Annotated in this window: 9 protein-coding genes; 1 reads left to right on the forward strand and 8 read right to left on the reverse strand. The window is 51.1% G+C overall.

Going from position 1 to position 11,961, the window contains the following annotated elements:
* Window positions 1-80 precede the first annotated feature (80 nt).
* Window positions 81-1,319, forward strand: coding sequence for an MFS transporter (locus E3E32_RS09610; RefSeq protein ID WP_167711353.1), 1,239 nt, complete (start codon window positions 81-83; stop codon window positions 1,317-1,319).
* On the opposite strand, the gene E3E32_RS09615 is transcribed toward E3E32_RS09610, so the two are convergent.
* The 8 genes from E3E32_RS09615 to E3E32_RS09650 all read right to left on the reverse strand — a co-directional run bounded on the left by E3E32_RS09615 (window position 1,303) and on the right by E3E32_RS09650 (window position 11,858).
* Window positions 1,303-1,839: an RNA 2'-phosphotransferase gene (locus tag E3E32_RS09615; protein ID WP_167731501.1), complete on the reverse strand. Its 537-nt coding sequence runs from the start codon at window positions 1,837-1,839 to the stop codon at window positions 1,303-1,305. The genes E3E32_RS09610 and E3E32_RS09615 overlap by 17 nt on opposite strands.
* 108 nt (window positions 1,840-1,947) lie before the next feature.
* Complete coding sequence (locus tag E3E32_RS09620) at window positions 1,948-2,112, reverse strand: hypothetical protein (RefSeq protein ID WP_167731502.1); 165 nt, start codon at window positions 2,110-2,112, stop codon at window positions 1,948-1,950.
* The gene (locus tag E3E32_RS09625; protein WP_167731503.1) at window positions 2,093-3,274 is read right to left on the reverse strand and encodes a M48 family metalloprotease; all 1,182 of its coding nucleotides are present in this window, start codon (window positions 3,272-3,274) and stop codon (window positions 2,093-2,095) included. Before E3E32_RS09625 ends, E3E32_RS09620 begins: the two co-directional genes overlap by 20 nt.
* Window positions 3,275-3,358: 84 nt before the next feature.
* On the reverse strand, window positions 3,359-5,101 hold the full coding sequence (locus E3E32_RS09630; RefSeq protein WP_206205268.1) for an endonuclease/exonuclease/phosphatase family protein: 1,743 nt from the start codon (window positions 5,099-5,101) through the stop codon (window positions 3,359-3,361).
* Window positions 5,102-5,166: 65 nt separating this feature from the next.
* Window positions 5,167-6,486 (reverse strand): NAD(P)/FAD-dependent oxidoreductase, encoded by a 1,320-nt coding sequence (locus E3E32_RS09635; RefSeq protein ID WP_167731647.1) that lies wholly within the window; start codon window positions 6,484-6,486, stop codon window positions 5,167-5,169.
* A 61-nt stretch (window positions 6,487-6,547) separates the two neighbouring features.
* Window positions 6,548-9,124: a pentapeptide repeat-containing protein gene (locus E3E32_RS09640; RefSeq protein WP_167731504.1), complete on the reverse strand. Its 2,577-nt coding sequence runs from the start codon at window positions 9,122-9,124 to the stop codon at window positions 6,548-6,550.
* Between the two features lie 67 nt (window positions 9,125-9,191).
* Entirely contained in the window at window positions 9,192-9,869 is a 678-nt protein-coding gene (pyrH, locus tag E3E32_RS09645) for a UMP kinase (RefSeq protein ID WP_167731648.1), read from the reverse strand.
* Between the two features lie 78 nt (window positions 9,870-9,947).
* Window positions 9,948-11,858 carry a KamA family radical SAM protein gene (locus tag E3E32_RS09650; protein ID WP_370456373.1) on the reverse strand — a complete coding sequence of 637 codons (1,911 nt, stop codon included), beginning with the start codon at window positions 11,856-11,858 and terminating at the stop codon, window positions 9,948-9,950.
* Between the last annotated feature and the right edge of the window lie 103 nt (window positions 11,859-11,961).

The raw sequence follows: 11,961 nt of genomic DNA on the forward strand, positions 1-11,961 counted from the left end.
TGCTTCAGCGCCATAATAAATCCTCAGCCTAAAATCACCTTGGAGGAAGTTTTATAAGAGGCTTCCCATAGGCGCGAGCGATGAGCAGAAGGGAGCTCGTCGTAACGCAGGGAAGGCGCGAGAAGGCAGGGAAGATTCGCAGAATAAGGATCAAGCGCAGGAACGTGGTCCTGCTAGCGGTTAGTATGTTCATCGCCAACGCGGCCTTTGGCATGGCGTTTCCATATCTCAGCGTCTACATGAAGCTCCTCGGCGGCGGCATGCTGATGGTCGGGCTTTTAAGCGTCGCCTTCAACCTGACCTCGACAGTCTTCCAGTATCCCTTTGGCTATCTCTCCGATAGGACTAGGAACAGGAAGGCCTTCATATCCTTCGGCCTGTTCTCTACGGGGACCTTCTATGCCCTCATGGCGGTCGTTTCAACTCCGTTAGCCCTGCTTACCCTGAGGACGTTTCAGGGGGCACTCGGCTCAGCCATTATGCCTGCCCATTCGGCGCTGATAGCGGAGCTCTCGACCCGTGTGGGTTCAGCCTACGGGCTCTTCGGTTCGATTGAGAACGCGGGCTACATGCTGGGCAACTTCATCGGCGGCTTCCTCATAAAATACATTGGAATTAGGGGAATCTTCCTCATAGCAGGGGCTCTCCTCGTCCTTTCCTCTGCGATAGTTCTCCTCCTCAGGGAGAGGCCGAGGCCGAAAAGGGCTCCAAGAAAGCTTATACTCGTCCAGGAAGGGCGGGAAAGCGAGAAGGCAACCTTCCAGGGTGCGGCATTCAAGCGGCTCATGAGGGGCCATCTGGGCCTTTTCTACTTTACAGTTCTGCTCGTAATGATAGCTTCCGGTCAGGTCTATTCAGTGGTCTCGGTTTACTTTGAGGAGGTCTTTGGGAGCGAGTGGGTCGGGATACTTTTTGGAATAGACTCTTTAGCGGCGGCGGTGAGCGGATACTACCTCGGGAAGCTGATTGACCGCTACGGCGCCAAGAAATTCTACCTGCTGGCGATAGCCGGCTACGCCATCGCTTTCCTCGGCTACGCTTTCGCGAAGAATCTCTACCTGATGATCGTCGTGGCCCTCCTTTCGGGCGTCAAGTGGTCACTGACCCTAAACGCCTCCTCGACCTATGTTGCCACGAAGGTCAGGGCGACGGAGAGGGGTCAGGCTATGGGCCTGCTCAACGCTATGATGAGCCTCGGCTGGGTCGTAGGTCCATTACTCGGAGGCTATCTCTCCGCCATAAGCTTCGAGCTGAACTTCACGAGCACGCTCGTGCCTCTCGGAGTAGCCTTCCTCTTCGCGCTTAGACTGCCAGAGTGATGCACTCCGGTGGGACTTTCTCGACTATCCTGACGTTCTTCCCGGCTTTGTAAATCTTCAAGCCTTTCTTTCGGAGGCATTCAGCCTCTATTACCAGAAGAGCCACGTCTCGCCCGTGCCGCCTGCCGGTTTCGATGGCCTCGCTTTTGCTCATGCTTAGGTGAACAAACTGCCGCCCCATGGGCTTCAACCCCTCGCGGAGAATGCTCTCGAGGTTCCTCCTCGGCGTGCCGTGATAGAGAAAGCGGCTCCCGGTGTCTTCTTCGTGGTTCAAGCTCACCGGAAAGCTGTGGCCGTAGCGGGCACGTATTTTATCGCCTTTAATCTCGTAGCGGCCCTTCGCATCGCGGGCGACTATTTCGCGTACGAACTCCTCCGTAACATCTGGATAAACCGTCCTTAGGGCATCGGCGAGTTCGGGAAGGGGCACAAAGCCTTCCATGTCTGGCCGCAGTCCGAACTCCTCCGGCGAGTGCCGCAGGATGTAGGCCATTAGCTTGCTGACCTTCACGCGGTTCATGGAACTCAATTTGCGGGCCGATTAAATAAGTTTGTCCCCAATGGCATTCTGGCACATTTACATGGGTGGGAGAACCGAGTGTGAAAGAAAAATGGAAAAGTCGCCCCGCTACTCCTTCTTGCCTTCGCTCAGCAGGATGAGTAATAACACAAGAAAAGCACCCATCCATATCAGCGTTGCGTTCATAGTAAAGAGGCCGAGGAGAACTGTGAATAACCCCCACAAGAGAAATGGGTTCTTCCGGACCTCCCGCTTAAACTCCTCCCAGTTCATCGCAATCACCTCTAAAGTTCTTCAGGTGCTTTATCCTCACCTCAATCGAAGGGTGTCTGTTCAACAGGTTAAACCATTTCCCCGTTTTTTCCGGCAGCAGGTTGAGCTCGGCCAGCTTTCTAAGCGCCCTTAGGGTTGGTTCAAGCCCCACGACATTCGCCGCGAACTCATCCGCCTTGAACTCGTTCCTTATGGCTATCCTTGATTCAATAACAAAGAGCCAGAAGTAGAAGGCAAAGAAGAAAACGCCGAAGAAAACCCACGGCGATGAGAACAGCTGAACGTTGAATTTGTGGAGGATGTAAATGAGTCCTATCCAGAAGATGAACCAGCCGATGCTCAAAGCCGCGTTTATCCAGAGGTGCTTTCCTTTTATGTGCCCTATCTCATGCGCTAAGACCGCTTTAATCTCGTCCTCTTCGAAGTTATCAACCAGATAGCGGGTTAAAACAACGTAGCGGTAGCGGGGAATTATACCCGTAACCATGGCGTTTGCGAGCTTTTGACCGGGCTTTCCTTTAACGATGATGTCCCTGACTTTAACCCCCTGCTCATCACAGAACCTCATGAGCTCGGCCTTAAGCTCGGGGTCGAGCTCGCTCTTTGTCCCGACTCTAATCAGGATGAGGGGAAAGAGCGCAAAGAAAGCGAGTATTAGGGTTGAGTACATGGGCAGGTCAAACCACCACTTTGAGGTTAAACTCTCTGGCAGGTAGAGCATCAGCAGCAGCCAGATAAAGGCAAAGCCGATGATTGGGCCCAGGATCAGTGCGAGAGCTTTCAGAACATCCTTTTTTGGATTTTCAATCTTTTCCTCTGTAATATTCACTCCTACTTTGACAGTCTCGTAGATGATGAGGAAGATTGACAGAAGAAGCGGGAAAAGCAGGATTGCTGCAAATGCAAACACCTTGAATATTTCAGGTAGGGGAAGCTTATCTACCATGTTAGAGGCCCAGTCAAGGGCTCCGAGGGCTATCATCGCCGGGAAGTAGAGTATGAAGGCCCCAAAGATACAAATGACCTCAGCCTTCAGCAGATTGTAGTTTTTCTCTTTTTTTGGTAGGTCTTCCCTCAGGATTTTGCGGCCCCAATACCTCATGATGATGGGAGGAATAAGGACGGTTGCAAGGGACACAAGAATCAATGAAATCTCCTTCATATTTTTCACCGGGCGGAGATACGTCTGGTTTGGAATTTAAGAGTTGTGGTTTAATTTTCGAAAAAGGTTGGAAGAGTAAAAACCTCACGGCAGCTCGATGACGGCCCATATGGGCCTGTGGTCGGAAACTTCCACATCGCAGAGGCATCCGTAGTCTTTGACCTTTGCCGGCCAGTCCTTCTTGAGCAGGATGTAGTCGATGTTTTCGATGTCGATGTTGCCCCAGTTGAAGGTGTATGGCGGCCTCTTCTCAAAGGAGTCATAGTAGTCGCGCGTGAGTATGGCTATCGCCTCATCGTCCGGCTCGGCGTTGGTGTCGCCGGCTATTATCTGAGCTACCGGCTCGCTCTCCGCGAACTTGAGGAGCTCTTCCGCTTGCATTGCTCTCTCTGTCTCGTTCAGCCCCATGTGCACGTTGACGAGGGTTAATCCGAGCTCATCGATGGTTACCTTCTGGGCTGGCCTCGCCTGTCCGATGCTCTCGAGGTTGAGTTCACTTTCCGTCTTCATGTGCCAGCGCGAGAAGACTGCTATGCCGTAGGTTCCTTCAACGGCCGGTTTGTACTTGTAGGCGTAGCCGAGGTATGCGGAGATCATCAGGGGGACATCCTGGTAGCCGTTGCCGATCATTCCACCGACGACCTCCTGCGCCGCCCAGATATCAGGCTTATGCTCCTTCAGGAGGTTAATCAGCTCGTAGCCGTTGAACGTCCCCTGGTAAGGCCCGAAGCCCTGGTGGACATTGTAGCTCCAGATGAGGACGTCCTTCTTGGCTTCAACGTAAGTTGGGCCCACGTTGAAGAGGGCGAGAACTATTACCGAAACCACTGCGAGGCCGAGGAGCGGGCCCGCTGTTTCTTTCGCGTTTGGAAGCCTAACCTCGGCACTTCCACCGTAGCTCGCGAGAGTGTAGATCACGGAAGCGGCTAGAATTAGGGCTTCAAGGTTGTCCTCCATGAAGGGCAGTCCAATATCCCTGCCGACGTAGGCGCCCAAAGCCAAAGTTGCCACGAGGAAGAGGTAAGCGGCGCCGATTACCCCACCCCTGCTGCCCTTAGCGCTCTCGACGAGAGCTATGGCTGATGCAAGGGCAAGGGGAAGACCTATCAAACTGGCAGGCTTGACGAAGAGCGTCGCCGCACCTACGATGAGAAGGGCAGACGCTACGCCAGGTTTTTTGGCCAGGTAGGGTCCTGCAATAATCGCCAGACCAATGACAAGCGAGTAGCCTATGAAATGCGGTAGGTAATAGACGGTGATTCCCGAGTAGCGCATGATGGCATTCGGATAGATGAGGCCGAGCTCCAGCAGGGCTGCGAAGGTGTAGAGGCCGAAGCCAGGTTTTTTGAGAGTTCCCTCTTCCTTCCAGAGGGCGAAGGCCCCGAGGAGCACCAGAACCGCAAGGATGACCCTCGTGTGCGGGAAGTCTAGGGGTTCGCCCCCGACCGCGAGAACCCTGAGGCTCAAGTCGGCCACAAGGCCCATTGTTAGGTATTTCACGTCGAGCTCCTTGACGAGTGCGAGGGCGATCGGAATGGTGAAGGCCGCTATCAGGTGGGTGTACTCGGTGGCGTCAGTGGCAAGGGAAGCCACCGCGTAGGCCGCCATTAGGGCCCCTCCAGCTTTTCTGCTCATTTTACCAACGAGGATGGCGGCGAGTATGAGGAGTATTATACCAAGTCCTGATGGGAAGTTCACGCCGTAGAAGAACGTCTTCTCAAGGCTGGAATAAGCGCCGGCAACGAAGATCCTCAGGCTCGACGCCAGCAGCACTCCGGTCCCGATTCCAAGCAGTATCTTATTCCTATCACTAACCTTCACTAGCATCACCTAAAACCCAAGTTTGCCAGAATGAACTTAAAGTTTGCTGAAATGTGAAGAGAAAAGAGGGGTCACTTGAACTTCCTCAAAGCCATCTCGGCCGCAACGCTTATCGGATCTATCGTCGGGCTTATCGGCGGGGCGTAAGCCGTTTCGAGGTAAACGATGTCCTCGACGGTTGCCTCTTTCTGTGCTAGGGCGGAGAGCGTCATTATCCTGCCCCAGACGCGCTCGCCGCCGACTATCTGCGCTCCGATGAGCTTTCTATCGTCTTTCCTGAAGATGACCTTCACTGTTATCGGCTTGCCGCCGGGATAGTACTCGGGCTTGGTGGAGCCTTTGAACTTACCGACGGCTATCGCGATGCCCTCCTTCCTCGCCCTATCCTCCGTTATGCCGAAGGTGCCGATCTCAAGGCCGAAGAGCTCGGTTATTGCCGTGTTGAAGACGGGCCTGAAGGCGATGTCCTTTCCTGCTATGTGCTCCGCTGCCACTTTTGCCATCCTCACTGCAGAAGTTCCCAGCTGGCTGAGGATTCTCTGCCCAGTAACGGCGTCAATAACTTCCGCACAGTCGCCTATCGCGTATATGTCAGGGTCGCTCGTCTGGAGGTGCTCGTTGACGACTATTCCGCGGTTAACTTCGAGGCCCGCTTTTTTAGCGAGGTCAACGTTGGCCCTCACACCGGTGGCGACGAGAACCAGATCAGCCTCGACTTCCTCGTCACCAATTTTTACGGCCTTGACGGGGCTGCCTATTATCTCGCTCACACCGACGCCGAAGCGGAAGGAAACGCCGTGCCTCTCCATCTCCGTTTGAACGAGCTTGGCGATATCTTTGTCCAGCATCGTGGGCAGAAGCCTGTCCAGCAGCTCGACGACGAGAACCTCCATGCCGAGCTTTGCGAAGGCCTCCGCGCCTTCAAGACCGATCAGGCCGGCACCTATGACCACGGCCTTCTTCGGCTTTCTCTCGGCTATGTAGGCCTTTATCTTCCTCACGTCGTCGAGGCTCTTGAGTGTGAAAACTCCTTCGTTCTCGACGCCCTTGATCGGCGGAACGAAGGCCTTTGAGCCTAGGGCCAGAACGAGCTTATCGTAGGGAACTTCGCCCTTATCGGTGATGACAACCTTCCGCTCCCTATCTATCTCCTTGGCCTCGGTGCCGAGCATGAGGGTTATTTTCTGCTTCTCGTAGAACTCGTTCGGGAAGACTATAACATCCTCGGGCTTCTCTATTGTGCCGCTTATCACGTGGGGGAGCGCACACGGCGAGTACTGCATCGTCTCCTCCTTTCCGATGACGGTTATCTCAGCTTTCCTGTCGAGCTTCCTCATGAAGAGGGCGAAGTTGCTTCCGGCAGTTCCAGAACCGATGACGACGATTTTCATAGACACCACCGGAGAAAAGAGGAAGGCGGGATATAAAAAGTTGGCCTTAACCGAAGGTTGATTAGCGCATCCACTTCCTTGCTATGACGGCGACAATAAGCGCCATGAAGACAGCGCCGGTGAGGGCTTCAGCGGCACTTAAAGCCTTCAGCCAGCCTGTCGGGTGCATGTCCCCGTAGCCGAGGGTGGTGAAGGTGACGAGGGAGTAGTAGAGGGAGTTAAGGAGAGTTCCAAAGCAACTTCCAGGATTCTCTGGATTTAGAGCGATTATCACATTATTCGAGAGCTGAATGGTTGCTTTGTTCAACACTCTTGCATTAAAGGGTAAAGAAAAGTTAGATAATCCAATCCATGCTAAATACGTTGGGCCTAATACAATTACCCAATATTTCCAATAGCGTCGAATTCCACTAATGAATTCCTCCAAGGTAGTTATGTTTTCAAAAATGCCACGATAATACAAAACTACCAAGTATGAAACTCCAAAAAGCGTCCAAAACATACCCAAGTCTAACCACTTAAACCACTCAATATCCCATTCAGTATAAAAACTATAGCTTAGTATCTCAAGCCAATATGCGATACCAAAATACAATACAACTAATAGGCTCACCCAGATAATTCGCCTCCAGTTTGTGCCATATTCCGAAGGCAGATCGCCAATGAGCCACTCAAGGAAATTACGAATTTTCATATTCGCTCTCTCGGATCTAACTCTCCTTCTGGCACGCATTTCGAGGACAAACATTCTGTCGGCTTCTTCCCGTTTGCCTTCTTTGTCAAAACTTACTCTTTGGATGCGAGCAGATTCTATGATTGCTTCGGGAACACGGAATAATCCAGCAAATTCCTGAAGAAGCATTTCATAATCAGAGGATTCGGGAATGAGCTTATCTAATTCAACGAATTTCATAGCAGTTACGCTAGTATGGGAAAAATCAACTTTGCCCCCAAATTTATACCCAAAATTAATCTGAATCTTTTTTGAGAGTAGTACATCTTTCAATCGCACATCACTCAAAACTTTTCTAAGCTCTTCTTCCGTCGGCTTCTCTGAAAAATCAACGCTCAATCTAAAAGAAGCATCCCTGAATATTGCATCTCCGTTGAAGAACGCTCTTTTAAAATCAGCCCTGTTGTTGAATATTGCCCCACTGAAGTCAGCAGACTGGAGAAATATAGCTTCTGGGAACTCTGCAATACTATCAAAAAATGTTGATTTAAACCTGACGTTTTCAATGAATCTCGTGCTATGGAACTCTACTGGCTCTCTGAACTTTGTTTCTTCAAATTGGGCTTCATCATAGAATATAGTGTAATTGAACCTCGCTCCCTTCTCAAAGACAGCAAAGTTGAAGATAGCTTTTCCAAACTCCGCAAAGTCAAAAGCAGCGACATCTTTAAACGTGGAGCGGGCAAAGCTCGTCTGTGGATATTCATAATTTGGATTTATAACCGGGATACTTGGTTCACGAAAGATACACCACTGAAAATCAGCCTCCTTTTCAAAAACGCACTCTACAAAATCGGCTCCTCGATGAAACGTGCAATATCGTGCGCCCATCTCTATAGTCCTAGTGAATGCTACAGAACCTTCAAAATGAGCTTCTGAGAAGTTAGGCTTAGAGTAAAATTGGGCACCCCTAAATGATGCATCACCCTTAAACCGAACTCCTCTAAAGTCAATGGGAGAAAATCCGAAACGTCCAGCACTCCTAGTCTCAACGTCTACTAGAAAGTTTGCATTACTAAACTCTGCAAATTTTTCGAATACTGATCCTTTGAAATTAACATAGCCTCTGAATTCAGTATTATCAAATCTGGACTCATAATGAAAAGTGCACTTAATAAACTCAGTTGAAGGACCTAAGAATTTCGTTTTTTCAAACTCGACATAAAACGAATCCCCAGGTGACTCCTCCTCAAATTTCGAGAAACTAAATCTGGTAGCCCCATAAAATGTTGCATTTTTAAAGGAAACCCTATTCTGAAAAGACGCTCTAATAAACGTGGCCGAGAATTCATAGAAGTCATTAGTGTAATAACTACCATCCCGGAGCTTCTTTTTTTGTGGATGTTCATGTCCAACTCTTAATTCCGGAGAAACTTCTTTCCAAAATCGTTTCATCTGGTCCTCTCTGTTTGCTGTAGGTGGAAATAGGTCTTCAGCATTTTCAAATTTTGCATCATTAAATCTGGCTGTTCCTTTAAATACTGCCCGGTCAAACGACACATAACCTTTGAACGTTGCATTGTCAAACGTAGCCTCTTCCTCAAAGGTGGCTTTATAAAAGGACATTATCCCCTCAAAGATAGCCCCATTGAATGATGCCTTCTTTTTAAACAGAGCATGTTTGAATGGGAACTTCCCAACCCACGTTAATCCCGTTTTTGGGTCTGAATACTCTAAAACCACTTTATCGTTTTCAAATAGCTTTGGAAACACGAAGCCTCCCGCAGTAATATCCTTTTCAAAAACCAATCTTTTCACTTTCTGACCGTTAACGTCAACTTCTTCGAGTTCCTCAACCCTCGCATGGAATTTCCTAAAAAACATTTCCCAAAACTTTTTGGCTTCTTCGGAGGTCTTATTCTTCTTGTAAAAAATCGACTCATCAACCGAGCCGTTCAGCGACATGATGTCATCTTACTTTCAGGAACTATAAAACCTTTCCGGAAAATCCGGACAAAAATTAATAAAAACCTCAGGGCTCCACAACCGTCCCGTTGTGCTTCCCCTTTATCACATCGAAGAGGCTGTAAGCGTCCTTCTTGCCCACGATGTACGTCCTTATCTTGCCGCGCTGGATGAACTTCGCAGCAAGGGCATCGACGACGCCGCTTCCACCGGCCTTGCTTTCGCCCTCCATTGCTATGTCGACGAGCTGATCCACGGTTATCCTGTCGAGCTTCTTTGCGTCAGGATTCTTCCTCGGATCGCTGTCGTAGACACCGTCAACGTTGGTGACCACGATCAGAAGGTCGGCCTGCAGGTACTCGGCGAGAAGGGCAGCGACCGCATCGGTCGTGTGTCCTGGGTGAGTTCCGCCCATTATGGGTATCTTCTTGAGCTGTATGACCTCCCAGGCCTTCCTGAAGTCCTGGACGACGAAGGGATAAGCTTTCTCGCCGAGCGCAGCTATCAGAAGCATTGCGTTGGCCCTGGTGATGTGAATTCCTATGTAGTCCTTGAAGGTCTCGTTGGGCGTGAAGGTCTTCGCAGCCTTGATGTACTTGCGCGCCACTTTGCCGCCACCGACTACCACAGCCACCTCATGGTCCTCGCTTATCTTGGTGAGCTCATACGCGATGGCCTTGATAAAATCGATGTCGGGATCGTCCGGAACGAGAACTGAACCGCCTATGTCAAAGACTATCCTCATGATGACCCTCACGATGCTAATTGGGGCCCCTTTATAACCTTTTCTTGCCAGTAAAATATCAAAAAGAGTAGAAAGCCCTCAGTAGTAGTACCAGATGGTCTCGTAGTCTTCCCGCTTTTCCCCGATGCTCTCCAGATAGCGGAGATACTCCTCTATTGGGACGTCCGTGTATGTGTAGAGTTTCGTCTCGCTGATGCCTTTCTCCCACGGGTGGAAGAGGTACACCCTGCTTCCGTCGGGCTTTATGGCTATGAGCTCCCTGTCCTGCCAGGCCCTCAGGTGGTTCTTGCCCATCCTCGGCACGTTGAAGATCGGCTCGTCCGTCCTGAACTGGCCCGGTAAGAGCCTTGCCTCCTCTTTCCTCTCCTGGATGACCCTCGCTATCGGCACGAGATAGTCTCTCTGCTCGATCTTACCTTTGGGATAGAAGGTGTAGTATGGATCGATGCCGATCTTCTTGAGGGCTATTCTAAGTGCAACGTTCTCGAAGCGCCTGCTGACGTTTCTCTGGTAGACCAGCTGGTTGTAGACGTATATTCCCTGCCTCCGGAGGTTGTAGACTGCCCTGGCCATCTCTGGGGTTACCTCGTAGGCTGTTTCTACGTGGGTCGAGACGGCCACGTTCCTCTTGCCTGGCTCGATGTACAATCCGAGTATCTCGGCCAGCTCTTCAGTTATGCGCATTGGGACGGTCACTGGAATCCTTGTTCCCCAGCGGATGTTAATGACGTGGTCGAACTCGCTCAGACGGGACATTATCTTGTCTATAATCTTGTTGCTCAGGGCGAAGGGGTCTCCTCCGGTTATGAGCACGTCTATCATCGACTCGCGCTCGCCGAACCACTCTATAGCCTTCTCTATCTTGTCCCATCCCGGGAACGAGCCTGCCATAAAGGGTTCAAGGACCTCCCAGTTCCTCTGGCAGTAGACGCATATCTGTGGGCAGGTGTCGAAGGCCTTGAGGATCGCTATCATCACGTACCTCCTCGTGACGAGGTCTATCGGAGAGGTGTCGTGTTCGCCCATGAAGTCGAAGGCGTACTCTCTGTCCTTGCGGTGGAGTATCATGTTGTCCATGTACCACTTGGGCGGCATCACCTGCCTTCTGACGTGCCTGTCCTCCTTGTAGGGCTCCTTAAAGTCCCAGAGGTGGAGGTAGTAAGGTGTTATTCCCCAGGGAATGCGATACTTGACTGCCCTCTCGACTTCTTCCAGATCCTCCTCTGGAACCTTGACGATGCCAAGTTCGTTGAGCTCTCTGAGGATTTCAAGGCCCTTCCTGCCCTTGAGGACATGGCTGAACTGCCACCTGTAGTCGAACCACTCCTCATCGCCTATGCCCCAGTACTCCTCGAGCTGCTTCCTCTGCTCCTCCCTCTTCTTGATTATCCTCCCGTCGAGTCCACTCGGATAGCGGTCGAGCCAGGCCTTTATGTACTCGTAGACCTTATCGAGGTAGTCGGAGCGCAGCTTCCCTGCCTCCCTGCCGTGAACCTTACTGAAGTCGGGTGAAACTATGCCTGCTTTTTCCAGCTTCGGCCCAAGCCAGCCCTTGGAGTAGTTGGCCTTGCCAGACATGGCAAGGAAGAGGTGCCTGAACTCCTCGAGGAATCCCTTAGTGAGAACACTAAGGGTCTTTTCGTCGCCCTTGGCGGCTTTCCAGAGATATTCCAGCGTTGAGAAGCCTGCTGCCTTTTCGTTGTATGGCGAGAGAATGTTCTCAAAGACGTCGCAGGCATAGATGGCGAGCCACCTGTCTATGGGGCTTACCTCTATCTCGCCGCTTTTGAACTTCCACCCCAGGTTCCTCGTGAATTCCAGGAGCTTCTCCCTTGCCTCCTCAAGACTCTCGCTCTTCTGGAGAATTTCGCCTATTTCTGGAAGTGGCTCGAAGATTTCCATGAATTCTCCGTGCCCCACCCCCTGCTCAAGACCCCATGGAGACTTCTCAACCCCAAAGGCTGAAAGGGCGCTCTCAACCCTAATCACGGTGATCACCTCCTGACCTTGAAGAGGACAGAAAGAGGCGTGGAAGTACGTATGCGTGCATTAATTCTGAGAATACCTATTTAAATTTTACTCCCATTCTCGA

It is taken from the genome of Thermococcus sp. GR6, assembly GCF_012027415.1.
GTDB lineage: Archaea > Methanobacteriota_B > Thermococci > Thermococcales > Thermococcaceae > Thermococcus > Thermococcus onnurineus.

Coding starts and splice junctions, on each gene's coding strand:
- E3E32_RS09630 (WP_206205268.1), bottom strand. CDS start 5,101: ATGCTAGTGAAGGTTAGTGATAGGAATAAGATACTGCTTGGAATCGGG.
- E3E32_RS09625 (WP_167731503.1), bottom strand. CDS start 3,274: ATGAAGGAGATTTCATTGATTCTTGTGTCCCTTGCAACCGTCCTTATT.
- E3E32_RS09620 (WP_167731502.1), bottom strand. CDS start 2,112: ATGAACTGGGAGGAGTTTAAGCGGGAGGTCCGGAAGAACCCATTTCTC.
- E3E32_RS09610 (WP_167711353.1), top strand. CDS start 81: ATGAGCAGAAGGGAGCTCGTCGTAACGCAGGGAAGGCGCGAGAAGGCA.
- pyrH (WP_167731648.1), bottom strand. CDS start 9,869: ATGAGGATAGTCTTTGACATAGGCGGTTCAGTTCTCGTTCCGGACGAT.
- E3E32_RS09635 (WP_167731647.1), bottom strand. CDS start 6,486: ATGAAAATCGTCGTCATCGGTTCTGGAACTGCCGGAAGCAACTTCGCC.
- E3E32_RS09640 (WP_167731504.1), bottom strand. CDS start 9,124: ATGTCGCTGAACGGCTCGGTTGATGAGTCGATTTTTTACAAGAAGAAT.
- E3E32_RS09615 (WP_167731501.1), bottom strand. CDS start 1,839: ATGAACCGCGTGAAGGTCAGCAAGCTAATGGCCTACATCCTGCGGCAC.